Origin of the sequence: Enterobacter sp. GER_MD16_1505_Eko_090 (genome assembly GCF_003331015.1) — a bacterium.
Taxonomy (GTDB): Bacteria; Pseudomonadota; Gammaproteobacteria; order Enterobacterales; family Enterobacteriaceae; genus Enterobacter; species Enterobacter roggenkampii.
This window is the reverse complement of the sequence record NZ_PUQF01000013.1, coordinates 1-23,872: the sequence shown is the minus strand read 5'-3', so window position 1 is coordinate 23,872 and position 23,872 is coordinate 1. Positions and strand designations below refer to the sequence as shown.

22 protein-coding genes, 1 tRNA gene and 1 rRNA gene are annotated in these 23,872 nt (G+C 53.4%); 21 read left to right on the top strand and 3 right to left on the bottom strand.

Translation table 11 applies throughout. From position 1 onward, the window contains the following. The first annotated feature begins 175 nt into the window (after positions 1-175). From acuI to C6A40_RS15435, 14 genes are all read left to right on the top strand, one after another. The gene (gene acuI / locus C6A40_RS15505; protein WP_025912569.1) at positions 176-1,150 is read left to right on the top strand and encodes an acrylyl-CoA reductase (NADPH); all 975 of its coding nucleotides are present in this window, start codon (positions 176-178) and stop codon (positions 1,148-1,150) included. A 77-nt stretch (positions 1,151-1,227) separates the two neighbouring features. Further along, the gene (msrP, locus tag C6A40_RS15500; RefSeq protein ID WP_008502853.1) at positions 1,228-2,229 is read left to right on the top strand and encodes a protein-methionine-sulfoxide reductase catalytic subunit MsrP; all 1,002 of its coding nucleotides are present in this window, start codon (positions 1,228-1,230) and stop codon (positions 2,227-2,229) included. Then, positions 2,230-2,829, top strand: a complete 600-nt coding sequence (gene msrQ, locus C6A40_RS15495) for a protein-methionine-sulfoxide reductase heme-binding subunit MsrQ (RefSeq protein ID WP_008502854.1) — start codon at positions 2,230-2,232, stop codon at positions 2,827-2,829. 234 nt (positions 2,830-3,063) lie between these two features. Then, positions 3,064-3,516: a type II 3-dehydroquinate dehydratase gene (gene aroQ, locus C6A40_RS15490; protein ID WP_045337035.1), complete on the top strand. Its 453-nt coding sequence runs from the start codon at positions 3,064-3,066 to the stop codon at positions 3,514-3,516. A gap of 21 nt (positions 3,517-3,537) precedes the next feature. Further along, entirely contained in the window at positions 3,538-4,002 is a 465-nt protein-coding gene (accB, locus tag C6A40_RS15480; protein ID WP_008502856.1) for an acetyl-CoA carboxylase biotin carboxyl carrier protein, read from the top strand. Positions 4,003-4,012: 10 nt separating this feature from the next. Continuing rightward, entirely contained in the window at positions 4,013-5,362 is a 1,350-nt protein-coding gene (gene accC / locus C6A40_RS15475; protein WP_003860388.1) for an acetyl-CoA carboxylase biotin carboxylase subunit, read from the top strand. Positions 5,363-5,470: 108 nt separating this feature from the next. After that, complete coding sequence (locus C6A40_RS15470) at positions 5,471-5,713, top strand: YhdT family protein (protein WP_021242290.1); 243 nt, start codon at positions 5,471-5,473, stop codon at positions 5,711-5,713. Next, positions 5,703-7,151, top strand: a complete 1,449-nt coding sequence (gene panF / locus C6A40_RS15465; RefSeq protein ID WP_045337036.1) for a sodium/pantothenate symporter — start codon at positions 5,703-5,705, stop codon at positions 7,149-7,151. Before C6A40_RS15470 ends, panF begins: the two co-directional genes overlap by 11 nt. 11 nt (positions 7,152-7,162) lie before the next feature. Next, on the top strand, positions 7,163-8,044 hold the full coding sequence (prmA, locus tag C6A40_RS15460) for a 50S ribosomal protein L11 methyltransferase (protein ID WP_008502859.1): 882 nt from the start codon (positions 7,163-7,165) through the stop codon (positions 8,042-8,044). A gap of 127 nt (positions 8,045-8,171) precedes the next feature. Further along, positions 8,172-8,912 carry a carbonic anhydrase gene (locus C6A40_RS15455; protein WP_021242291.1) on the top strand — a complete coding sequence of 247 codons (741 nt, stop codon included), beginning with the start codon at positions 8,172-8,174 and terminating at the stop codon, positions 8,910-8,912. A gap of 330 nt (positions 8,913-9,242) precedes the next feature. Then, positions 9,243-10,208 (top strand): tRNA dihydrouridine synthase DusB, encoded by a 966-nt coding sequence (gene dusB / locus C6A40_RS15450; RefSeq protein ID WP_008502861.1) that lies wholly within the window; start codon positions 9,243-9,245, stop codon positions 10,206-10,208. Positions 10,209-10,231: 23 nt separating this feature from the next. Beyond that, the gene (gene fis, locus C6A40_RS15445) at positions 10,232-10,528 is read left to right on the top strand and encodes a DNA-binding transcriptional regulator Fis (RefSeq protein WP_000462905.1); all 297 of its coding nucleotides are present in this window, start codon (positions 10,232-10,234) and stop codon (positions 10,526-10,528) included. 177 nt (positions 10,529-10,705) lie between these two features. Then, on the top strand, positions 10,706-10,870 hold the full coding sequence (locus C6A40_RS15440) for a DUF2556 family protein (RefSeq protein ID WP_008502862.1): 165 nt from the start codon (positions 10,706-10,708) through the stop codon (positions 10,868-10,870). 138 nt (positions 10,871-11,008) lie between these two features. Next, positions 11,009-13,090 (top strand): putative bifunctional diguanylate cyclase/phosphodiesterase, encoded by a 2,082-nt coding sequence (locus tag C6A40_RS15435; protein WP_045337037.1) that lies wholly within the window; start codon positions 11,009-11,011, stop codon positions 13,088-13,090. Here the strand turns inward: C6A40_RS15435 and envR are convergent. Further along, positions 13,006-13,722: an acrEF/envCD operon transcriptional regulator gene (gene envR / locus C6A40_RS15430; protein WP_072050945.1), complete on the bottom strand. Its 717-nt coding sequence runs from the start codon at positions 13,720-13,722 to the stop codon at positions 13,006-13,008. The two genes, C6A40_RS15435 and envR, sit on opposite strands and share 85 nt — an antisense overlap. Positions 13,723-14,110: 388 nt before the next feature. On the opposite strand from envR, the gene C6A40_RS15425 reads away from it, so the two are divergent. The 7 genes from C6A40_RS15425 (at position 14,111) to C6A40_RS15395 (ending at position 23,528) form a co-directional block, all read left to right on the top strand. Then, positions 14,111-15,250, top strand: coding sequence for an efflux RND transporter periplasmic adaptor subunit (locus tag C6A40_RS15425; RefSeq protein ID WP_045337038.1), 1,140 nt, complete (start codon positions 14,111-14,113; stop codon positions 15,248-15,250). An 11-nt stretch (positions 15,251-15,261) separates the two neighbouring features. Then, the gene (locus tag C6A40_RS15420; RefSeq protein WP_045337039.1) at positions 15,262-18,375 is read left to right on the top strand and encodes an efflux RND transporter permease subunit; all 3,114 of its coding nucleotides are present in this window, start codon (positions 15,262-15,264) and stop codon (positions 18,373-18,375) included. A gap of 304 nt (positions 18,376-18,679) precedes the next feature. Next, positions 18,680-18,901, top strand: coding sequence for a lipoprotein (locus C6A40_RS15415; protein WP_008502867.1), 222 nt, complete (start codon positions 18,680-18,682; stop codon positions 18,899-18,901). A 473-nt stretch (positions 18,902-19,374) separates the two neighbouring features. Then, positions 19,375-20,400: an amino acid ABC transporter substrate-binding protein gene (locus C6A40_RS15410; RefSeq protein ID WP_021242295.1), complete on the top strand. Its 1,026-nt coding sequence runs from the start codon at positions 19,375-19,377 to the stop codon at positions 20,398-20,400. Between the two features lie 67 nt (positions 20,401-20,467). Beyond that, on the top strand, positions 20,468-21,649 hold the full coding sequence (locus C6A40_RS15405) for an amino acid ABC transporter permease (protein ID WP_008502869.1): 1,182 nt from the start codon (positions 20,468-20,470) through the stop codon (positions 21,647-21,649). Between the two features lie 9 nt (positions 21,650-21,658). Further along, positions 21,659-22,762 carry an amino acid ABC transporter permease gene (locus tag C6A40_RS15400; RefSeq protein WP_023326203.1) on the top strand — a complete coding sequence of 368 codons (1,104 nt, stop codon included), beginning with the start codon at positions 21,659-21,661 and terminating at the stop codon, positions 22,760-22,762. 7 nt (positions 22,763-22,769) lie between these two features. Next, on the top strand, positions 22,770-23,528 hold the full coding sequence (locus C6A40_RS15395; protein ID WP_008502871.1) for an amino acid ABC transporter ATP-binding protein: 759 nt from the start codon (positions 22,770-22,772) through the stop codon (positions 23,526-23,528). Between the two features lie 106 nt (positions 23,529-23,634). On the opposite strand, the gene rrf is transcribed toward C6A40_RS15395, so the two are convergent. Continuing rightward, positions 23,635-23,750: ribosomal RNA gene (rrf, locus tag C6A40_RS15390) — 5S ribosomal RNA — on the bottom strand. 43 nt (positions 23,751-23,793) lie between these two features. Next, positions 23,794-23,869, bottom strand: a tRNA-Thr gene (locus C6A40_RS15385). Between the last annotated feature and the right edge of the window lie 3 nt (positions 23,870-23,872).

The following is a 23,872-nucleotide window of genomic DNA, read 5'->3' as shown; positions in this document are numbered from 1 at the left end:
ATTACTCCGTGGGTTGATGGGGTAGCGAGTAAGCGCTAACTTGCATGTCAAATGCGGCATACTACCAAATCGGGTGTATCTGGCAATTTATTGCGTTAAATCGGCACTGCGTTTCCCTGAGCGAGTATAGTCTTCAGAAATTATTTTCCAATCAAATGAGTCGAGAGGACCCCGTATGCAGGCTTTGATCTTAGAACAGCAGGACGGCAAAACGCTTGCCTCAGTGCAGGCGGTAGAAGAGAGTCGTCTGCCGGAAGGCGAAGTAACCGTCGACATCGACTGGTCCAGTTTAAATTATAAAGATGCGCTGGCGATTACCGGGAAGGGTAAAATCATCCGAAATTTCCCTATGGTGCCGGGTATTGATTTCGCTGGCCGGGTACATACCAGCGAGGATCCGCGCTTCCATCCGGGCCAGCAGGTCCTGCTCACCGGCTGGGGCGTAGGTGAAAATCACTGGGGCGGGCTGGCCACGCAGGCGCGCGTGAAGGGCGACTGGCTGGTGCCGATGCCGAAAGGTATGGATGGCCGCAAGGCGATGATCGTCGGCACGGCAGGCTTTACCGCGATGCTGTGCGTGATGGCGCTGGAAGAAGCAGGCATCCGCCCTGAATCGGGGGAAGTTGTCGTCACCGGTGCCAGCGGGGGCGTGGGCAGCACGGCAGTGACGCTACTGCACAAGCTGGGCTATCAGGTTGCGGCGGTTTCCGGTCGGGAAAGTACCCACGATTACCTGCGCCAGCTCGGTGCAAATCGCATTCTCAGCCGTGACGAATTCGCCGAAACCCGTCCACTGGAAAAACAGGTCTGGGCAGGCGCGGTGGATACCGTCGGTGATAAAGTGCTGGCAAAAGTCCTGGCGCAGATGAACTACGGCGGCTGCGTGGCCGCCTGCGGGCTGGCGGGCGGATTTGCCCTGCCAACCACCGTGATGCCATTCATTCTGCGTAACGTCCGCCTGCAGGGCGTGGATTCCGTGATGACACCTGCGGCTCGTCGTACTGAGGCATGGGAACGTCTGGTGCGCGATTTGCCGGAATCTTTCTACACCCAGAGCGCCACGGAGATTACGCTCAGCCAGGCACCGGACTATGCCAGTAAGATCATGGATAACCAGTTCCACGGTCGCGCGCTGGTGAAAATCGCCTAATCTTCAAATTTTCGTGACATATTCGCGCGAATCACTCTCCTCCGTCATGCTTAGGAAAACGCATGACGGAGGATGCCATGAAAAACCGAAAACTGACGGAAGCCGACGTAACGTCTGAGTCTGTCTTTATGTTACAGCGCCGCCAGATCCTGAAAATGCTTGGCATCAGCGCCACCGCGCTCTCGCTCTCGCCTTCGGCTCACGCTGACCTGCTCGACTGGTTTAAAGGCAACGATCGGCCGAAGGCCCCTTCCGGCGCCCCGCTCACCTTTACGAAACCCGCCCAATGGCAGAACAAACTGACGCTTACGCCAGAAGATAAAGTGACGGGCTATAACAACTTCTACGAATTTGGCCTCGACAAGGCCGATCCTGCGGCCAACGCCGGTAGTCTCAAAACCGATCCGTGGACGCTGAAAATCGACGGCGAAGTGGCAAAACCCCTGACGCTGGACCACCACGATCTGACCACCCGTTTCCCGCTCGAAGAGCGTATCTACCGCATGCGCTGCGTGGAAGCCTGGTCGATGGTGGTGCCCTGGATCGGCTTCCCGCTGCATAAATTGCTGGCGATGGTGGAGCCCACCAGCAACGCAAAATATGTCGCTTTCCAGACGCGGTATGCGCCGGACGAGATGCCGGGCCAGAAAGACCGGTTCATTGGCGGCGGGCTGGAGTATCCCTACGTTGAAGGGTTACGCCTTGACGAAGCCATGCACCCTCTTACGCTGCTGACCGTCGGCGTTTACGGCAAGGCGCTTCCGCCGCAGAACGGCGCGCCCATCCGTTTAACCGTGCCGTGGAAATACGGTTTCAAAGGAATTAAGTCTATCGTCAGCATTAAGCTCACCCGCGAGCGTCCGCCAACCACCTGGAATCTGGCGGCTCCGGACGAATACGGTTTCTTCGCCAACGTGAATCCGCACGTGGATCATCCGCGCTGGTCGCAGGCGACCGAGCGTTTTATCGGTTCCGGCGGCGCGCTGGACGTGAAGCGCCAGCCAACGCTGCTGTTTAACGGTTATGCGGATGAAGTGGCCTCGCTGTACCGTGGCCTCAATTTACGGGAGAACTTCTGAGTGCGTTTAACGGCAAAACAGATTACCTGGCTGAAAGTGCTGCTGCATTTAGCCGGAATACTCCCCTTTCTCTGGCTGTTCTGGGCCGCCAGCCAGGGGCTTTTTAGCGCCGATCCGGCCAAGGATATCCAGCATTTTACCGGTCGGATGGCTCTGAAATTTTTACTGGCCACCTTGCTCGTCTCGCCGCTGGCGCGCTACGCTAAACAGCCACTATTGATACGCACCCGTCGGCTTTTGGGGCTATGGTGTTTTGCCTGGGCCACGCTGCATCTGACCAGCTATGCCCTGCTGGAACTGGGAATTAACAATCTGACACTGCTTGGCCGCGAACTGGTGACGCGCCCTTATCTGACGCTGGGTATTGTGAGCTGGGTGATTTTACTGGCGTTAGCGCTGACATCCACGCAATATGCGCAGCGAAAGCTGGGCCGTCGCTGGCAGTTGCTGCATAACTTCGTCTATCTTGTCGCGATCCTCGCACCCATTCATTATCTGTGGTCGGTGAAGATCCTCTCTCCGCAGCCGGTCCTTTACGCGCTGGCGGCCGTGGCGCTTTTAGCATGGCGTTACAAGAAGTTCCGCCAGTGGTTGCGATAGTTCGCGAAACTGTGCGTTTTCCCGCAGATTGCCTCTCAACCGCAAATCTTTTTTGGATTGCGGTTGATAATCTTCCCTGATAAGACCAGTATTTAGCTGCCAAATGCTACGAAATCGTTATAATGTGCGACCTTGGTTCGCCTGACAGTGGTTTTTGGCCTCTGAAAAGGTGACATTTGCGCTTCGACGGTATATTTTGTTTTTTACCCGAAAATCGCAGGAGATAGCGGCATAATGGCTGATAAGTTTCAGATCTTAGTTTTGAACGGACCGAACCTGAACATGCTCGGCACCCGTGAGCCGGAGAAGTACGGCACGCTGACATTAAGCGAAATTGTTAACCGTTTGAGCACGGAAGCAGCGTCGCTGAATGTGGATTTGGAACATTTTCAGTCAAACGCGGAGTACGCAATCATCGACCGTATTCATCAGGCTAAAGACAATGTGGACTATATCCTGATCAATCCGGCCGCGTTTACGCACACCAGTGTTGCTATCCGCGACGCACTGCTTGCGGTGAGTATCCCGTTTATCGAGATCCACCTGAGTAACGTGCACGCCCGAGAGCCGTTCCGTCACCATTCGTATCTGTCGGATATCGCTGCTGGCGTTATCTGCGGACTGGGCGCAGACGGCTATTCATACGCTTTACAGACAGCGGTAAAACGCTTGTCACAATCACACTAAACAAGAGTACGGAACCCACTCATGGATATTCGTAAGATTAAAAAACTGATCGAGCTGGTTGAAGAATCAGGCATCTCCGAACTGGAAATTTCTGAAGGCGAAGAGTCTGTACGCATCAGCCGTGCAGCCCCAGCCGCTAGCTTCCCGGTAATGCAGCAAGCTTACGCTGCGCCAGTGCAGCAGCCTGCGCTCTCCGCAGCCGTTGCACCAGCAGCAGCTGAAGCCGCACCTGCCGCTGCAGCAGAAATCAGTGGTCACATCGTACGTTCCCCAATGGTTGGTACTTTCTACCGCACCCCGAGCCCGGACGCGAAGGCGTTCATCGAAGTGGGTCAGAAAGTCAACGTAGGCGATACCCTGTGCATCGTTGAAGCGATGAAAATGATGAACCAGATCGAAGCAGACAAATCAGGTACTGTGAAAGCGATTCTGGTCGAAAGTGGTCAGCCGGTTGAATTTGACGAGCCGCTGGTCGTCATCGAGTAACGAGGCGTACATGCTGGATAAAATTGTTATCGCCAACCGCGGCGAGATCGCACTGCGTATTCTTCGTGCCTGTAAAGAACTGGGCATCAAGACTGTCGCTGTGCACTCAAGCGCGGATCGCGATTTAAAACACGTATTGCTGGCGGATGAGACGGTCTGTATTGGCCCGGCTCCGTCCGTAAAAAGCTATCTGAACATCCCGGCTATCATCAGCGCCGCTGAAATCACCGGCGCGGTGGCAATTCATCCGGGTTACGGCTTCCTCTCTGAGAACGCCAACTTTGCTGAGCAGGTTGAACGCTCTGGCTTTATCTTCATCGGCCCGAAAGCCGACACCATCCGCCTGATGGGCGACAAAGTGTCTGCGATCACCGCGATGAAAAAAGCCGGTGTACCAACCGTACCAGGCTCTGACGGCCCTCTGACCGACGACATGGATGCTAACCGTGCTCATGCTAAACGCATTGGCTACCCGGTTATCATCAAGGCGTCCGGCGGCGGCGGCGGTCGCGGTATGCGCGTTGTGCGCAGCGATGCTGAACTGGCACAGTCCATCTCCATGACCAAAGCAGAAGCGAAAGCCGCTTTCAGCAATGACATGGTGTACATGGAAAAATACCTGGAAAACCCACGCCACATCGAAATTCAGGTGCTGGCTGACGGTCAGGGTAACGCAATCTATCTGGCTGAACGTGACTGCTCCATGCAGCGTCGTCACCAGAAAGTAGTCGAAGAAGCACCAGCGCCGGGCATTACTCCGGAACTGCGTCGCTACATCGGCGAGCGTTGCGCTAAAGCGTGTGTCGATATCGGCTATCGTGGAGCGGGTACCTTTGAGTTCCTGTTCGAAAACGGCGAGTTCTACTTCATTGAGATGAACACCCGTATTCAGGTTGAACATCCGGTTACCGAAATGATCACCGGGGTTGACCTGATTAAAGAGCAGCTGCGTATCGCAGCCGGTCAGCCGCTGTCCATCAAGCAGGAAGAAGTTGTGGTGAAAGGCCATGCGGTAGAATGCCGTATCAACGCCGAAGACCCAAACACCTTCCTGCCAAGCCCGGGTAAAATCACGCGTTTCCACGCGCCGGGTGGCTTTGGCGTGCGCTGGGAGTCTCATATCTACGCCGGTTACACCGTACCGCCGTACTATGACTCAATGATCGGCAAGCTCATCTGCTACGGCGAAAACCGTGACGTGGCGATTGCCCGCATGAAGAACGCCCTGCAGGAACTGATCATCGACGGAATCAAAACCAACGTTGATCTGCAGATGCGCATCATGAGCGACGAGCACTTCCAGAATGGTGGAACCAACATCCACTATCTGGAGAAAAAACTCGGTCTGAACGAGAAGTAAGAGACCTGTGTTGTGAAAAGGCCGGATTATCCGGCCTTTTTTATTTCTGGGGCCTGGAAAGCCTCATCATGTACAATCCCCGCTTTCTTCATCCACAAGGGACAAAAAATGGACAAACGTTTTGTTCAGGCCCATAAAGAAGCGCGCTGGGCGCTGTGGCTGACCCTTCTCTATCTTGCTGCATGGTTAGTAACCGCTTACTTACCAGACTCTGCTATTGGCATCACCGGCCTGCCGCACTGGTTCGAATTGGCCTGCCTGCTGGTTCCGCTGGTGTTTATCCTGCTGTGCTGGGCAATGGTGAAATTTATCTACCGGGATATTCCGCTGGAGGACGATGATGCAGCTTGAAGTCATTCTGCCGCTTGTCGCTTACCTGCTGGTCGTATTTGGATTGTCCATTTACGCCATGCGCAAAAGAACGACCGGTGCCTTTCTGAACGAGTATTTCCTCGGCAGCCGTTCGATGGGCGGCGTTGTGCTGGCAATGACGCTGACCGCGACCTATATCAGCGCCAGCTCGTTTATTGGCGGCCCCGGTGCGGCCTACAAATACGGGTTAGGCTGGGTTTTGCTGGCGATGATCCAGCTGCCTGCCGTCTGGCTCTCGTTGGGCATACTGGGTAAAAAATTTGCCATTCTGGCGCGCCGTTACAATGCCGTGACGCTCAACGATATGCTCTTTGCCCGTTACCAGAGCCGCTTGCTGGTGTGGCTGGCGAGCTTGAGCCTGCTGGTGGCGTTTATCGGTGCGATGACCGTACAGTTTATCGGCGGTGCGCGTCTGCTGGAAACGGCGGCTGGCATCCCTTACGAGACAGGCCTCATCATCTTCGGGGTAAGCATCGCGCTCTATACTGCGTTTGGCGGATTCCGCGCCAGCGTGCTGAACGATACGCTGCAGGGAATGGTGATGCTCATCGGTACGATCGTTCTGCTGGTGGGGATTGTCCATGCGGCGGGTGGACTCACTCACGCGGTGGAAACCCTGGAAGCGATTGACCCGAAACTGGTCTCGCCGCAGGGCGCAGATGATATCCTCTCTCCGACCTTTATGACCTCATTCTGGGTGTTAGTCTGTTTCGGAGTAATTGGTCTGCCGCATACCGCCGTGCGCTGTATCTCCTATAAAGACAGCAAAGCCGTTCACAAGGGCATCATCATCGGGACGATTGTGGTCGCTGTCCTGATGTTTGGTATGCATCTGGCGGGGGCATTAGGGCGCGCGGTAATCCCCGATCTTACCGTGCCGGATCTGGTTATCCCGACGCTGATGGTCAAAGTGCTGCCCCCTTTTGCCGCCGGGATTTTCCTCGCTGCGCCAATGGCCGCCATTATGTCGACCATCAACGCTCAGTTACTGCAAAGTTCCGCTACGATCATTAAAGATCTCTATCTGAACCTGCGCCCTGAGCAGGTTGAAAATGAACGTCGCCTGAAGCATATGTCGGCGGTGATTACGCTGGTGCTAGGCGCGTTGCTGCTGTTAGCCGCATGGCGTCCGCCGGAGATGATCATCTGGCTGAATCTGCTGGCGTTTGGCGGCCTCGAAGCCGTTTTCCTCTGGCCGCTGGTGTTAGGTCTCTACTGGGAACGGGCGAATGCTGCGGGCGCTTTGAGCGGCATGATTGTCGGCGGTGTGCTGTATGCCGTTCTCGCAACGTTTAAAATTCAGTACCTGGGCTTCCATCCGATTGTGCCTTCGTTACTGCTAAGTTTACTGGCGTTTGTGGTAGGGAACCGTTTTGGTCAGCCCGTCCCACAACCTGTGATTTCTACTGATAAATAAAGAGTTTTGCCATGCCGTGGATCCAACTAAAACTGAACACAACCGGCGCTAACGCCGAGGAACTGAGCGATGCGCTGATGGAGGCCGGTTCGGTCTCTATCACCTTCCAGGACACGCATGACACGCCGGTCTTTGAGCCACTGCCGGGCGAAACCCGCCTGTGGGGCGACACCGACGTGATTGGCCTGTTCGATGCTGAAACCGACATGAAAGAGGTCGTCGCGATTCTGGAAAACCACCCTCTGCTGGGCGCGGGCTTTGCGCACAAAATCGAACAGCTGGAAGACAAAGACTGGGAACGCGAATGGATGGATAACTTCCACCCGATGCAGTTCGGCAAACGTCTGTGGATCTGCCCAAGCTGGCGCGAGGTTCCTGATGAAAACGCGGTTAACGTCATGCTCGATCCGGGTCTGGCGTTTGGTACCGGCACCCATCCAACGACCTCCCTGTGCCTGCAGTGGCTGGATGGTCTCGATCTGGATGGTAAGACGGTGATCGACTTCGGCTGTGGATCCGGGATCCTTGCGATTGCCGCCCTGAAACTGGGCGCGGCAAAAGCTATCGGGATCGATATCGATCCGCAGGCCATTCAGGCCAGTCGCGACAACGCCGAGCGCAACGGCGTTTCCGATCGACTGGAGCTGTATCTTCCGGATGCGCAGCCAGAAGCCATGAAAGCCGATGTGGTGGTTGCAAACATTCTGGCGGGCCCACTGCGCGAGCTGGCTCCGTTAATCAGCGTGCTGCCCGTTGAGGGCGGTCTGCTGGGACTTTCGGGTATCCTGGCAAGCCAGGCAGACAGCGTGTGTGAAGCCTACGCCGATCTTTTCGCTCTCGACCCGGTGGTGGAGAAAGAAGAGTGGTGCCGTATTACCGGTCGTAAAAAATAAGCATTTGGCGTGGTCCTCTGACCACGCCCCTCTTCCTCTGATAATCCTCTCTCCCTCTGCCATTCTTCGGTAAAATAACCCCACAAATCATGTTGATTTGTATTAAAAAATTCACCGGAAGAATATGATGAAACACATTACAGGCAAGGCAGCGCTGTTTGCGCTGAGCATGGTTTCGGCTTCAGCATTCGCATCACACTGGGGCTACGAAGGGGAAGGTTCACCGGAACACTGGGGTGAACTGGACGAGGCCTACAAGACCTGCCAGAGCGGGATGAACCAGTCTCCGATAAATATTGATTCGACCGCTAACGCCCATCTCTCCCCGCTGCAAACACACTACATTGATGGTCCTGTAACGCTGACCAATAATGGCCATACCATTCAGGCTAGCGAACAGGCTGACACCCGTGACACCATTACTCTGGACAAGCAAACCTGGACGCTCCAGCAGTTCCACTTCCATGCACCAAGCGAAAACACCGTGCACGGCAAGAAGTACGCGATGGAGATGCATCTGGTACATAAAAACAGCGCGGGTGAGCTGACCGTGGTAGCCGTCATGTTTGATAAAGGGGCTGCGAATCCGGAGCTGGATAAGCTGTGGAGCGTGATGCCGCAGCAGGCTGAACAGAACGTCTCCATTGAGAAGGATCTCAACCTGAACAAACTGCTTCCGAAGGTGAAAACCTACTGGCGCTTTAGCGGATCTCTGACCACGCCACCGTGTTCTGAAGGGGTCACCTGGATCGTGCTCAAACAGCCGTTAACCGTCTCAGCAGAACAGCTTGAGAAATTTACCCATACCATGCATCACGATAATAACCGCCCGGTACAGTCTCTGCATGGGCGCGTTGTGGTCGAATAACGCCCATTCTGAGGCTTAAGATCATGTTCTAAAATGCGACGTAGATCGCAAAGAAGAGGGAAAATCTGCTGCTAAAAACAGCAGATTATCCCGCTCAGGTAAGCCATTTATTCAGAAATGATGAGAAGTTACGGGAAATTGTAAGCGCTCATAAAATAGCCATTCCTACCTAACACAATGATTTAAATAGTGAATAATTCTTAACGGAAAGATTGAGCGGCGATTCCTTGATCTACAACAGTGGATTGTTCAAAGTTTGGCCTTTCATCTCGTGCAAAAAATGCGTAATATACGCCGCCTTGCAGTCACAGTATGGTCATTTCTTAACTCATGCGCATCGGACACCACCAGCTTAGAAATCGCCTGATCGCAGCCCCTATGGCAGGTATTACCGACCGGCCGTTCAGGACGCTGTGCTATGAGATGGGAGCCGGTTTAACCGTATCCGAGATGATGTCGTCTAACCCGCAGGTTTGGGAAAGCGATAAATCCCGCCTTCGGATGGTGCACATTGATGAACCCGGTATTCGCACCGTGCAAATTGCCGGAAGCGTGCCTGAAGAGATGGCAGATGCCGCGCGTATCAACGTGGAAAGTGGTGCCCAGATTATTGATATCAATATGGGGTGCCCGGCCAAAAAAGTGAATCGCAAGCTTGCAGGTTCAGCCCTTCTGCAATACCCCGACCAGGTGAAAGCTATCCTGACGGCGGTTGTCAGCGCAGTGGACGTTCCTGTTACGTTAAAGATTCGCACGGGTTGGTCGCCGGAACACCGTAACTGTGTAGAGATTGCCCAACTGGCCGAAGACTGTGGCATTCAGGCCCTGACCATTCATGGACGCACGCGCGCCTGTTTGTTCAACGGTGAAGCTGAATACGACAGCATTCGGGCAGTTAAGCAGAAAGTTTCCATTCCGATTATCGCGAATGGCGACATAACTGACCCGCTTAAAGCCAGAGCGGTGCTCGACTATACGGGAGCTGATGCTCTGATGATAGGACGTGCCGCTCAGGGAAGACCCTGGATCTTTCGGGAAATCCAGCATTATCTGGACACTGGAGAGCTGCTTGCTCCCCTGCCTCTGGCAGAGGTTAAGCGCTTGCTTTGTTCGCATGTTCGGGAACTGCATGACCACTACGGTCAGGCGAAAGGGTACCGAATTGCGCGTAAACACGTTTCCTGGTATCTCCAGGAGCACGCTCCAGATGACCAGTTTCGGCGCACATTCAACGCCATTGAGGATGCCAGCGAACAGCTGGAGGCGTTGGAGGCATACTTCGAAAATCTTGCGTAATGAAATAAAGAGCTGACAGAACTATGTTCGAACAACGCGTAAATTCTGACGTACTGACCGTTTCTACCGTTAACTCTCAGGATCAGGTAACTCAAAAACCCCTGCGTGACTCGGTTAAACAGGCACTGAAGAACTATTTTGCTCAACTGAACGGTCAGGATGTTAATGACCTGTATGAGCTGGTACTGGCTGAAGTTGAACAGCCACTGTTGGACATGGTGATGCAATACACCCGCGGTAACCAAACCCGCGCTGCGCTGATGATGGGTATCAACCGTGGTACTCTGCGTAAGAAACTGAAAAAATACGGCATGAACTGATACTAATCAGTTAAATGCTTGTTTAAAAAGGCGCTCTTCGGCATGGGGAAGCGCCTTTTTTATTCCCTGCTTCACTCCGTCAACGCTTTGTAAACCTTCGCTTATCCCGCTTTAAAACCGCCGCTTTTGGTGTATATTTCCCCCACTTTACTGGCGCTCTTCTCGCGGAATGACACAATGATTCGTAAATACTGGTGGCTGGTTGTCTTTGCAATCTCCGTTCTGATTTTCGATGCACTTCTGATGCAGTGGATTGAACTGATGAGCACCGAAACCGATAAGTGTCGCAATATGAACTCCGTGAATCCCCTGAAACTCGTAAACTGTTCAGAGCTCGACTAGCCGCCTGATTGCGCAAACTCCCCGTGATTACCTACTAAAAACGGGGATTTAAATCCCTTTGAGCCATTACCCGACGGTGATAATGTCTCGCCCTTCTCAACCGCTCTAGCGTAACCCCACACTCGAGTAGAACCGTCCATGCTGGTCAGCCAATACAACCATATCCTTGTTGTCCTCTCCTTTGTTGTTGCCATCCTTGCGGCGTATACCGCACTGAATATGGCGGCACGTGTCGCCGGGAGTGAGGGTGTCGCTGCCCGCGTCTGGCTGGCTGGCGGCGGTATTGCAATGGGCATCGGCGTGTGGGCCATGCATTTTATCGGCATGCTGGCGATGGATCTCTCCATGAGCATGAGCTACAACGCCAGCCTGACGGCGTTATCCATGGTCATCGCCGTCGGATCGTCACTGTTCGCGCTCTGGCTCGTGAGCTGCGATCGGCTACGCTTGCGCCGTCTGCTGCCCGGTGCGCTGGTGATGGGAAGCGGTATTGTTGCCATGCATTACACCGGCATGGCCGCGCTGGAAGTGATGCCCGGGATAATCTGGGACAAGGTCTGGGTGGCCATTTCGGTCGCCATTGCGCTTGCCGCTTCACTCACGGCATTATGGCTGACCTTCCGCCTGCGTCACGACGCCGCGCAGGTCGTGCTGATGCGCACGGGTGCCGCCATCACCATGGGCATAGCCATTGCCGGGATGCACTACGCCGGGATGAAAGCCGCACAGTTTCCGATGTCCACAATGGTTCACCATGAGGGTATTAACGGGAGCTGGCTGGCGGTGCTGGTGAGCGTTGTCGCGCTCTCTATTCTTGGGATTACCCTGTTGGTATCAATGCTGGACGCCCGCCTTCAGGCGCGTACCGCCCTTCTGGCCTCGTCCCTTGCGGAAGCTAACCGGGAACTCGCACAGCTGGCCCTGCACGATACCCTGACGCGGCTGCCCAACCGTATCCTGCTGGAAGACCGACTCGATCAGGCCATCAGCAAAGCCGATCGCGAGGGGACCCATTTTGCCCTGATGTTCATGGATCTCGACGGCTTTAAAGCCATCAATGACGCTTACGGCCATGATGTCGGTGACAAGCTGCTGATTGCCGTAACGGAGCGCCTGCTGCATCTCCTGAAGGGCCAGTTCACCCTGGCACGTATCGGCGGTGATGAGTTTGTTCTGCTGGCTGAGGGGGAAGGCCCGGACGATGCGGCATCGCTGGCGAATTCGCTGGTGCGCGCGATCGATAGCCCGTTCAACCTCGAGCACTATGAACTGATGGTCACCCTCAGCATTGGGATCGCGCTGTATCCTCACGACGGCAAAACCGAACGTGAGCTCATGTTTAACGCCGATGCGGCGATGTACCATACCAAGCATATGGGCCGGAACGGTTACCACTTTTTCCAGCCCTCGATGAATACGCTGGCGCAGACCCACCTTCAGTTAATGAACGATCTGTGGATGGCGATCGATCGCAATGAGCTCCGCCTGCTGTATCAGCCAAAATTTCACGCCCCCGCCGGCCCTCTCCTTGGATTTGAGGCGTTATTGCGCTGGCAGCATCCTAAGCAGGGGTTACTGACCCCGGACCTTTTCCTGCCGCTGGCGGAAAAAACGGGGCTGATTATCCCTATCGGCAACTGGGTAATTAATGAAGCCTGTCGCCAGCTGCGTGAATGGCATCTTCAGGGACATCAAAGCTGGTCAATGGCGGTAAACCTGTCGACGCTGCAGTTTGAACAGCCTTCGCTGGTCAACACGGTTCTCAACTGCCTGGCACTTCATCATGTGCCACCAGAAATGTTGATCCTGGAGGTGACGGAAACCACGGCAATGAGCAACCCGGATGAAAGTGTACGGGTGCTGACAGAGCTGACGGAAGCGGGCGTAAAGGCCTCCATTGATGATTTTGGCACCGGCTATTCAAGCCTGCTGTACCTCAAACGCTTACCCGCCTGTGAATTGAAAATCGACAGGGCGTTCGTGAAAGAGCTCAGCGGAGAAAGCGAGGATGCCACCATTGTCTCCGCGATTGTGGCCCTCGCCAAAACACTCAATCTGAAAGTCGTGGCTGAAGGCGTAGAAACCGAAGCACAGCAAGCCTTTTTGACCGAGTTGGGCTGCAACACCCTTCAGGGTTATCTGTTAGGTAAACCCGTCAGCGCGCAAACCATAGAGGCGCTTTGTGCGCGAGGGGAGATGCAACCTGGCGCAGGGCTGTAAGCATCATCAGGCGATACGCGAATGACAGGGAGTGTCGCCAGAATGCTATCGACCAGGGCGGGCGCCTGCTGATAAAGATTGAAACTTTCGTTATTCATTAACCAGTTTTTAATTATTCCGCTAAAAAAGCCGTGAAATACGATCAAGGTCAGATCAACATTTACTTTTGGCGAAATGATGTTACGTGAAATACAGGCCTCCAGCGAGGCACGCAGCGTGTCATAATTGAATCCAATCCGTTTTCTGATGTCTCTCTCTGAAATCATGTCACTGCTAAATTCACATTTATGATACAGAATTTGTAAAAGTGCACATTGTCGAGGCTCACGCGCAATATACTGCAACGCAGTAATAAATTGCTCACGAAGTATTAACAATGGATCATCACCTTCGGAAAGGGAAAGCCTGTCGCGAATAATGTCGCGAAGCGGTAATTGCTGCTCCCAGATGGCATTAAATATTTCAGCTTTACTGGTGAAGTGCCAATAGATTGCACCGCGCGTCACATTTGCAGCATCCGCGATGTCCGTCAGCGTGGTGTTGGCTACGCCACGCGTCGCAAACTGCCCGATAGCCGCCTCAATCAACTGCTGCCGGGTTTGTTGAGCTTCTTCTTTCTTTTTCCGCGCCATAGACAACGACTCGCTACTCACAAAGTTTATACGTAACACAGGTCAGGAGAACGAAAGTATTCACCAATTCCCGTTTTAGTTTTGCACAAAAAAAGTCAATCTTCTTAATTTATAGTTTAGCTAAATACATATTTAAGTTTAAATTCATGCCATGAATAAATGAGGCACATTAAGCGCTATTTAACTGATTAGCTTGCCGGAAGAAGACAGAGAAATAAACCGAGTCTGATTCTGATTTTTCTGCTCAGACCTTGCCATTCGCACTTATAAATTAAAAAAAATTAAATACCCTCATTATTATACGCAGCTACATTTTATTTTTTTATCCCGCTGCCCCTGCTACCGATTCACGCTAAATATCGGTTACCGGGTATTTAAAGGAACAGTAATGACGAATCATTTCAGACGCTTACCCTTAGCCGGTTTCATTGTCTGCGCTGTGCTGCTCTCAGGATGCGATGGCCAGGAAAACCAACAACAACATCCGCAGGCTCCCCAGGTCACTGTGCATATTGTGAAAAGCGCACCGCTGGCTGTCACCACTGAACTCCCGGGCAGAACAGATGCGTTCCGCGTTGCAGAGGTTCGTCCGCAGGTTAGCGGTATTATCCTGCGTCGCAACTTCACGGAGGGCAGCGATGTAAAAGCTGGAGATTCGCTTTACCAGATTGATCCTGCAACCTATCAGGCGGCTTACGACAACGCCAAAGGCGAGCTGGCGAAGGCCCAGGCGGCGGCCAATATTGCTCACCTGACGGTGAAACGTTATCTCCCGCTGGTCGGTACACAGTATGTCAGCAAGCAGGAGTATGACCAGGCCGTGGCCACGGCCCAGCAGGCAGACGCCAGCGTCGTCGCCGCCAAAGCGGGCGTTGAAAGCGCGCGCATCAACCTTGCCTATACCAAAGTGACATCGCCCGTTGATGGTCGCATCGGTAAATCCAGCGTAACGGAAGGGGCGCTGGTCACCAACGGGCAGGCAGCGGCGCTGGCAACGGTTCAGCAGCTTGATCCGATGTATGTCGATGTCACCCAGTCCAGTAATGATTTTTTGCGCCTGAAGCAGACGAGCCTGCAAAAAGGCGATACCGCCAGCAGCGTTGAGCTACTGATGGAGAACGGGCAGCCCTATCCGCTGAAAGGCACATTGCAGTTCTCAGACGTCACGGTGGATCAAAGTACCGGCTCGATTACCCTGCGCGCCATTTTCCCGAATCCTCAACATCTGCTGTTACCGGGTATGTTCGTTCGCGCCCGGATTGATGAAGGTACGCAGCCGAATGCGATTCTGGTTCCCCAGCAAGGCGTGACTCGTACGCCGCGAGGCGATGCCACCGTGATGGTGGTGAACGATAAAAATCAGGTTGAGTCTCGCACCGTCGTTGCGCCTCAGGCGATTGGCGACCGCTGGCTGGTGACGGAAGGGCTGAAAAACGGTGACCGCGTGATTGTCAGCGGGCTACAAAAGGTCAGACCGGGCGTAACCGTCGTCGCTACGCCTGATACCACCACCGCTCCAGCCAGTTAAGGGACGACGACATGGCTAATTTCTTTATTCAGAGACCGGTTTTCGCCTGGGTACTTGCCATCATTTTGATGATTGCAGGCGGACTGGCCATTCTCAAACTTCCCGTCGCACAGTATCCGACCATTGCACCTCCCGCCGTGGCGATATCCGCGACCTACCCGGGAGCAGATGCCCAGACGGTACAGGATACCGTGACCCAGGTTATCGAACAGAACATGAACGGTATCGATAACCTGATGTATATGTCCTCCACCAGCGATTCAGCGGGTAACGTCACGATCACCCTGACCTTCGAGTCCGGAACCGATCCGGACATCGCCCAGGTGCAGGTGCAGAACAAGCTGCAGCTTGCCATGCCGCTGCTGCCGCAAGAGGTGCAGCAGCAGGGGATTGGCGTTGAGAAGTCCAGCAGTAGCTTCCTGCTGGTCGCCGGTTTTGTTTCAGACAACAAAAACCTCACGCAGAATGACATCTCCGACTATGTTGCCTCGAACGTCAAAGATGCCATCAGCCGAACGTCTGGTGTCGGTGACGTGCAGCTGTTCGGCGCCCAATATGCGATGCGTATCTGGCTCGACAGCAATGCGATGAACAAATACCAGCTGACGCCGCTGGATATTATCAACCAGCTGAAAACGCAGAACGACCAGATAGCGGCAGGCCAGTTGGGCGGGACGCCATCCATCCCAGGACAGCAGCTGAATGCCTCGATCATCGCGCAAACCCGCCTGAAATCACCGGAAGAGTTTGGCCGCGTGACGCTCAAGGTGAACCAGGACGGCTCGATGGTGCATCTGAAGGATGTGGCTCGCATTGAGCTGGGTGGCGAAAACTACAACATGGTGACAAAAATCAACGGGCAGGCGGCAACCGGCCTGGGGATTAAGCTGGCAACAGGGGCAAATGCGCTGGATACAGCGGCAGCCATCAAGAGCAAGCTGGCACAACTGCAGCCGTTCTTCCCGCAGGGGCTAAAAGTCGTCTACCCCTATGACACCACACCGTTTGTGAAAATCTCCATCCACGAAGTGGTGAAGACCCTGTTTGAAGCGATTATTCTCGTCTTCCTGGTTATGTACCTGTTCCTGCAAAACCTGCGGGCAACGCTCATCCCGACTATCGCGGTTCCGGTCGTTCTGCTGGGTACCTTCGCGGTTCTGGCGGCGTTCGGTTTCTCCATCAATACCCTGACAATGTTCGGCATGGTGCTGGCGATAGGTCTGCTGGTTGATGACGCTATCGTGGTCGTTGAGAACGTTGAACGCGTCATGGTCGAGGACAAGCTGCCGCCGAAAGAGGCTACGCAGAAATCGATGGGACAGATCCAGGGAGCACTGGTGGGGATCGCCATGGTGCTCTCGGCGGTCTTTATCCCGATGGCCTTTTTTGGCGGCTCGACGGGGGCGATCTATCGCCAGTTCTCGCTGACCATCGTTTCCGCTATGGCATTGTCAGTACTGGTTGCGCTAATCCTGACGCCAGCGCTCTGTGCAACGTTGCTTAAGCCTGTTTCAGCCGATCATCATGAGAAAAAAGGGGGTTTCTTCGGCTGGTTTAATGCGCTCTTTGATAAGAGCGTTGAGCACTACAGTAACAGCGTGAGCGGTATCTTGCGCAAGACCGGACGCTATCTGTTGGTGTACGTCATTATTGTCGGTGGAATGGCGGTGCTCTTCCTGCGCTTACCGACCTCCTTCCTCCCCGAAGAGGATCAGGGGGTGTTTATGACAATGGTTCAACTCCCGGCGGGGGCAACCCAGACGCGTACTCAGCAGGTTCTCGACCAGGTTCAGGACTACTACCTGAACAAAGAGAAAGCAAATGTTGAATCCGTCTTTACTGTAAACGGCTTTAGCTTTAGCGGCCAGGGTCAGAACTCCGGTATTGCCTTCATCAGCCTGAAGCCCTGGGAAGAGCGTCCTGGGGCGGAAAATGGCGTTGAAGCCATTGTGGGTCGCGCGACAAAAGCTTTCAGTCAGATTAAAGACGGCCTTATATTCCCGTTTAACCTGCCCGCTATTATTGAGTTAGGTACCGCAACGGGCTTCGACTTTGAACTTATCGATCAGGCAAACCTGGGGCATACCCAGCTGACGCAGGCGCGTAACCAGCTGCTCGGCATGGTGAAAGAGCACCCTGATCTGCTGGTGCGCGTGCGTCCTAACGGTCTTGAAGATACGCCTCAGTTCAAACTGGATGTCGATCAGGAGAAAGCACAGGCGCTGGGCGTCAGTCTTTCTGACGTCAACCAGACGATTTCGACGGCCTTAGGGGGCACCTATGTGAATGACTTTATCGATCATGGCCGCGTGAAAAAAGTCTATGTACAGGCCGACGCGAAATTCCGTATGTTGCCAGGGGATATTAACAACCTTTATGTGCGCAGCGCGAACGGGGAAATGGTGCCGTTCTCAGCCTTTAGCAACGCTCACTGGGTTTATGGTTCACCTCGTCTGGAGCGCTACAACGGAATGCCTTCGATGGAGATCCTCGGCGAATCAGCCCCGGGTAAAAGTACCGGTGAGGCCATGGCTATGATGGAAAGCCTCGCGGCAAAATTGCCTTCCGGCATCGGTTATGACTGGACGGGAATGTCTTACCAGGAGCGACTTTCAGGTAATCAGGCGCCTGCACTGTACGCCATTTCACTGATCGTGGTGTTCCTGTGTCTGGCAGCGCTGTATGAAAGCTGGTCCATTCCGTTCTCCGTTATGCTGGTTGTGCCGTTGGGGGTCATCGGGGCCCTTCTCGCAGCCTCGCTGCGCGGGTTAAACAATGACGTCTATTTCCAGGTCGGCCTGCTGACCACAATTGGTCTGTCGGCGAAAAACGCCATCCTGATTGTCGAATTTGCTAAAGACCTGATGGAGAAAGAAGGTAAAGGCATCATTGAAGCTACGCTTGAAGCGTCAAGGATGCGCCTTCGACCGATCCTGATGACCTCCCTGGCCTTTATCCTTGGCGTCATGCCGCTGGTGATCAGTACCGGAGCCGGGAGCGGTGCGCAAAACGCCGTCGGTACGGGTGTGATGGGGGGAATGCTTTCCGCAACGCTTCTGGCGATTTTCTTCGTGCCCGTCTTCTTTGTGGTTGTTCGTCGACGCTTTACCCGCCATAAAGATTAACATTTCCCTAAAAAGGCACCTCTGGTGCCTTTTTTATTTTTAACATAAACAATGAATTAGGCATTAAGCAAAAGCCATGTTAAAAATACAGTGATTTGCATTAAGTAAAAACACTCTCTTACCCCTTCATAATGTCTCCATTAATTCGTCCGGAAATCGATTTTTCTCCACGATTTTTACAAACTACATAATTTGAGATTATTCCTCGTGTAACGCGGACTTACCCCGGTGGTAAAATAACCTCCAGTTCGTTAATTGCCCTCCTGGCTTTATAGCGGACGAGAAATAATACTGAGGTAACATCATGAAAAGATTCATTTCCGTTGCACTACTCGCTGCGCTGCTTGCTGGTTGCGCGCACGACTCTCCATGTGTACCGGTTTACGACGACCAGGGCCGACTGGTTCATACCAATACCTGTATGAAAGGCACCACCCAGGACAACTGGGAAACAGCAGGTGCGATCGCTGGCGGCGCTGCCGCAGTGGCGGGCTTGACGCTGGGTATTGTTGCCCTGACGAAGTAACATCAGTTAAGAAAGCGCGGCTCTGGCCGCGCTTTTGCTTTTAATCAGTGCACTATTTTCAAAGAAGTAAAAAAATAGCCCCGTATTTATTCGTACCTTTCATTTCAGCCTGAAGCCAGTCACATCTTTTTCGTACACTTTTTTAAATTACCTGTTCTATTGTGATGATTTTCACACATTAATATTATTGAATATCCTGCCAATATTCACTCTGGAAACTATCTCTTCTTTTTTCTGGCACGACTCAAAACTTTTGCTCCAATTTGTGGCACAGGTTGTAATTTCGCACCGTTTCAGGGCGCTCGTTTTATTTAAGCCTGTCTACACTCAGCATTAAGCGTTCACTCATCTCTTATTTTGCCGAACGCAAAACTGGCATTACGTTTGCTTTATAAACGTTGGCCAAAGCCACAGACAGGTAAAGCGTTTAAAAACGCCTCTATAACGATAAATTTCGCCACACAGGAAGCATTATGAAAAAGACGATGATAGCCAGCCTGGCCGCTGCAGGCATGATGTTTGCCGTAGCCGGTCAAGCCCATGCGGGAACGACACTGGATGCCGTTAAAAAGAAAGGTTTTGTTCAATGTGGTATCAGTGACGGTTTGCCTGGCTTCTCTTATGCCGATGCGAACGGCAAATTTACCGGTATTGATGTAGATGTCTGCCGCGGTGTTGCCGCCGCCGTTTTTGGCGATGACAGCAAGGTAAAATATACCCCGCTGACGGCGAAAGAACGCTTTACGGCACTGCAGTCCGGCGAGGTTGACATGCTCTCCCGTAATACCACTTGGACCTCCTCCCGCGACGCGGGTATGGGGATGTCATTTACGGGCGTGACCTATTATGACGGGATCGGCTTCCTGACCCACAATAAAGCAGGCCTGAAAAGCGCCAAAGAGCTGGATGGTGCGACCGTTTGTATTCAGGCGGGCACCGATACCGAGCTGAACGTCGCCGATTATTTCAAAGCAAATAACATGAAATACACGCCAGTGACATTTGACCGCTCGGATGAGTCGGCTAAAGCGCTGGAATCCGGCCGTTGCGACACGCTGGCCTCTGACCAGTCACAGCTGTATGCCTTACGCATTAAGCTGAGCAATCCGGCAGAGTGGATTGTCCTGCCTGAAGTGATCTCCAAAGAACCTCTCGGCCCTGTCGTTCGTCGCGGCGATGAAGACTGGTTCTCTATTGTTCGCTGGACGCTGTTTGCCATGCTGAACGCAGAAGAGATGGGCATCAACTCGAAAAACGTGGATGAGAAAGCGGCTAACCCATCTAACCCGGATATGGCGCACCTGCTGGGTAAAGAAGGCGATTTCGGCAAGGATCTGAAGCTGGATAACAAGTGGGCCTACAACATCATCAAACAGGTGGGCAACTACTCTGAGATCTTTGAACGCAACGTAGGATCGGAAAGCCCGCTGAAGATCAAACGCGGCCAGAACAATCTCTGGAACAACGGCGGTATTCAGTACGCGCCACCAGTACGTTAAGTCATAGCTGTAACGGGCACTGCTCATGCAGTGCCCACTCCAGAGTCATGGTTACTGAGGTTTCTTTATGTCCCATCGCCGCTCAGCCGTAAAAGGATCGCTATCCTTTTCTCATCCCGCGGTCCGCGCCTGGCTATTCCAGATTATTGCTATTGTTGCGGTTGTTCTCATCGCCGTATATCTCATCCATAACACCATCACCAACCTGAACAATCGCGGCATTACCTCCGGTTTTGCGTTTTTGGATCGCAGCGCGGGCTTTGGCATTGTTCAGCATCTTATTGATTACCAGGAAGGTGACACGTACGGACGCGTATTCGTGGTCGGTTTACTGAATACGCTGCTGGTATCGGCGCTTTGTATCGTCTTCGCGTCGATACTGGGCTTCTTTATTGGCCTGGCGCGTCTTTCTGAAAACTGGCTCCTGCGGAAGCTGTCGACGGTTTATATCGAGACGTTCCGCAATATCCCCCCGCTGCTGCAGATCTTCTTCTGGTATTTCGCCGTACTGCGTAACCTTCCTGGTCCCCGTCAGGCCGTCGACGCGTTTGAGCTGTTTTTCCTGAGTAACCGTGGGTTGTCCATTCCTTCTCCTCAGCCGGGCGAAGGACTGTACGCTTTCATCGGCGCGATTGTGATAGCGCTTGCCCTCTCCGCTGGGGTATTCCGTTTTAACCGCAAGCATCAGATCAAAACCGGTCAGCTTCGTAGAACCTGGCCCACCGCAGTCATCCTGATCGTTAGCCTGCCGCTAGTGGCACACTGGCTGTTTGGCGCCGCGTTGCACTGGGATGTTCCCCATCTGCGAGGCTTTAACTTCCAGGGTGGAATGGTGTTAATTCCTGAACTGGCGGCCCTGACATTGGCGCTATCGATTTATACCTCAGCCTTTATCGCTGAGATTATTCGTGCCGGGATCCAGGCCGTCCCGCACGGGCAACACGAAGCGGCACGCTCACTAGGATTACCGCATACGGTGACGCTTCGCCAGGTCATCATTCCACAGGCATTACGGGTCATCATTCCGCCGCTGACCAGCCAGTATCTCAACATTGTCAAAAACTCGTCGCTGGCCGCCGCTATTGGTTACCCGGATATGGTGTCCCTCTTCGCCGGAACCGTGCTTAACCAGACCGGACAAGCCATTGAAACCATCGCCATCACCATGTCTGTCTATCTCATCATCAGCCTGGTAATTTCACTGCTGATGAACCTCTATAACCGTCGTATAGCACTGGTCGAGCGCTAAGGATCTATGATGACAAAAGCGATACTGTCGCACGCCTCGCGCCCTGCCAACTCGACAGGTGGACGTTTCATTCTCTGGGCGCGAAAGAATCTGTTCTCCAGCTGGAGTAACAGCCTGCTGACGATTGTCTGCCTGTGGCTCATGTGGGAATTGATTCCTCCCCTGCTGAACTGGGCGTTTTTACAGGCCAACTGGGTCGGTTCAACCCGAGCTGACTGTACAAAAGCCGGTGCCTGCTGGGTGTTTATTCATGAACGTTTCGGTCAGTTCATGTATGGATTGTATCCGCATGAACAGCGCTGGCGGATTAATCTGGCGCTGGTTATCGGCCTGCTCTCTGTTGCGGTCATGTTCTGGAAAAAACTGCCTCACCGTGGACGCTATATTGCCGTCTGGGCAGTGGTTTATCCAATTATTGTCTGGGTGCTTTTGTATGGCGGTTTTCTGGGGCTGGAACGCGTTGAAACACGCCAGTGGGGTGGGCTGACGCTGACGTTGATTATCGCGTCAGTGGGGATAGCCGGTGCTCTGCCGTGGGGGATTTTACTTGCCCTCGGACGGCGTTCAAAAATGCCGATCGTTCGCGTGCTCTCCGTTATCTTCATTGAGTTCTGGCGCGGCGTACCGCTTATCACCGTTCTCTTTATGTCGTCGGTCATGCTGCCGCTGTTTATGGCAGAAGGGACAACGATCGACAAACTAATTCGTGCCCTGGTCGGGGTGATTCTCTTCCAGTCCGCCTATGTCGCTGAAGTTGTGCGCGGTGGTCTGCAGGCGTTGCCTAAAGGCCAGTACGAAGCGGCGGAATCACTGGCGCTCGGTTACTGGAAAACGCAGGGACTGGTGATTCTTCCACAAGCACTCAAGCTGGTCATCCCGGGCCTGGTCAACACGATCATTGCCCTCTTCAAGGATACCAGCCTGGTGATCATCATCGGGTTGTTCGATCTCTTTAGCAGCGTACAACAGGCAACCGTTGACCCTGTCTGGCTGGGTATGTCCACCGAAGGATATGTCTTTGCTGCCCTAATCTACTGGATCTTTTGTTTTAGCATGTCGCGCTACAGCCAGCATCTGGAAAAGCGCTTTAACACCGGGCGTACACCGCACTGAGGAAAATATGAGCCAAATAACTATGACACCCGCCGACGCGATGATTACGCTGGAAGACGTGAACAAATGGTACGGACAGTTTCATGTCCTGAAAGACATTAATCTCAAGGTCAAACAGGGCGAACGCATTGTCCTGTGCGGCCCTTCTGGCTCCGGGAAATCCACAACCATTCGCTGTATTAACCACCTTGAAGAGCATCAGCAAGGACGCATCGTGGTTGATGGTATCGAGCTGAATGAAGATATCCGCAATATCGAACGCGTGCGTCAGGAAGTGGGAATGGTATTTCAGCACTTTAATCTTTTTCCGCACCTGACCGTTCTGCAGAACTGTACGCTCGCACCGATTTGGGTACGAAAGATGCCGAAAAAGGAAGCCGAGGCGTTGGCAATGCACTATCTGGAGCGTGTACGTATCGCAGAGCATGCCAATAAGTTTCCTGGTCAGATATCGGGTGGACAGCAGCAGCGTGTGGCTATCGCCCGTTCACTGTGTATGAAACCGAAAATTATGCTGTTTGATGAACCGACATCAGCCCTCGATCCGGAAATGGTGAAGGAGGTTCTGGATACCATGATTGGACTGGCACAATCCGGCATGACCATGCTGTGTGTCACGCATGAGATGGGGTTCGCGCGAACCGTGGCTGACCGGGTGATCTTTATGGATCGTGGGGAGATTGTTGAGCAGGCGCCGCCAGATGAGTTCTTTGCGCATCCGAAGTCAGAACGTACGCGAGCATTCCTGTCGCAGGTGATTCATTAATCAGATCTTTTTGCCCGGTGGCGCTGCGCTTACCGGGCCTACCGTTTTCACGAGAATCATAACGCAAAAAGGCCATCCTTTCGGATGGCCTTCTCACTTATTTGATGTCTGGCAGTTCCCTACTCTCACATGGGGAGACCCCACACTACCATCGGCGCTACGGCGTTTCACTTCTGAGTTCGGCATGGGGTCAGGTGGGACCACCGCGCTAAAGCCGCCAGACAAATTCTTTTACTTCTTGCCGAACTTTAACCTAAGTATAAAGTGGTGCTGATACCCAGAGTCGAACTGGGGACCTCACCCTTACCAAGGGTGCGCTCTACCAACTGAGCCATATCAGCACG

Bases quoted from the DNA above. Each gene is read 5' to 3' on its own strand.
- C6A40_RS15395 (WP_008502871.1), top strand. From the start codon at position 22,770: ATGAGCCAAATAACTATGACACCCGCCGACGCGATGATTACGCTGGAA.
- C6A40_RS15435 (WP_045337037.1), top strand. From the start codon at position 11,009: ATGCTGGTCAGCCAATACAACCATATCCTTGTTGTCCTCTCCTTTGTT.
- C6A40_RS15455 (WP_021242291.1), top strand. From the start codon at position 8,172: ATGAAACACATTACAGGCAAGGCAGCGCTGTTTGCGCTGAGCATGGTT.
- C6A40_RS15415 (WP_008502867.1), top strand. From the start codon at position 18,680: ATGAAAAGATTCATTTCCGTTGCACTACTCGCTGCGCTGCTTGCTGGT.
- acuI (WP_025912569.1), top strand. From the start codon at position 176: ATGCAGGCTTTGATCTTAGAACAGCAGGACGGCAAAACGCTTGCCTCA.
- fis (WP_000462905.1), top strand. From the start codon at position 10,232: ATGTTCGAACAACGCGTAAATTCTGACGTACTGACCGTTTCTACCGTT.
- C6A40_RS15400 (WP_023326203.1), top strand. From the start codon at position 21,659: ATGACAAAAGCGATACTGTCGCACGCCTCGCGCCCTGCCAACTCGACA.
- C6A40_RS15425 (WP_045337038.1), top strand. From the start codon at position 14,111: ATGACGAATCATTTCAGACGCTTACCCTTAGCCGGTTTCATTGTCTGC.
- envR (WP_072050945.1), bottom strand. From the start codon at position 13,722: ATGGCGCGGAAAAAGAAAGAAGAAGCTCAACAAACCCGGCAGCAGTTG.
- accC (WP_003860388.1), top strand. From the start codon at position 4,013: ATGCTGGATAAAATTGTTATCGCCAACCGCGGCGAGATCGCACTGCGT.
- accB (WP_008502856.1), top strand. From the start codon at position 3,538: ATGGATATTCGTAAGATTAAAAAACTGATCGAGCTGGTTGAAGAATCA.
- msrP (WP_008502853.1), top strand. From the start codon at position 1,228: ATGAAAAACCGAAAACTGACGGAAGCCGACGTAACGTCTGAGTCTGTC.
- C6A40_RS15420 (WP_045337039.1), top strand. From the start codon at position 15,262: ATGGCTAATTTCTTTATTCAGAGACCGGTTTTCGCCTGGGTACTTGCC.
- aroQ (WP_045337035.1), top strand. From the start codon at position 3,064: ATGGCTGATAAGTTTCAGATCTTAGTTTTGAACGGACCGAACCTGAAC.
- C6A40_RS15470 (WP_021242290.1), top strand. From the start codon at position 5,471: ATGGACAAACGTTTTGTTCAGGCCCATAAAGAAGCGCGCTGGGCGCTG.
- C6A40_RS15440 (WP_008502862.1), top strand. From the start codon at position 10,706: ATGATTCGTAAATACTGGTGGCTGGTTGTCTTTGCAATCTCCGTTCTG.
- C6A40_RS15405 (WP_008502869.1), top strand. From the start codon at position 20,468: ATGTCCCATCGCCGCTCAGCCGTAAAAGGATCGCTATCCTTTTCTCAT.
- prmA (WP_008502859.1), top strand. From the start codon at position 7,163: ATGCCGTGGATCCAACTAAAACTGAACACAACCGGCGCTAACGCCGAG.
- C6A40_RS15410 (WP_021242295.1), top strand. From the start codon at position 19,375: ATGAAAAAGACGATGATAGCCAGCCTGGCCGCTGCAGGCATGATGTTT.
- panF (WP_045337036.1), top strand. From the start codon at position 5,703: ATGCAGCTTGAAGTCATTCTGCCGCTTGTCGCTTACCTGCTGGTCGTA.
- dusB (WP_008502861.1), top strand. From the start codon at position 9,243: ATGCGCATCGGACACCACCAGCTTAGAAATCGCCTGATCGCAGCCCCT.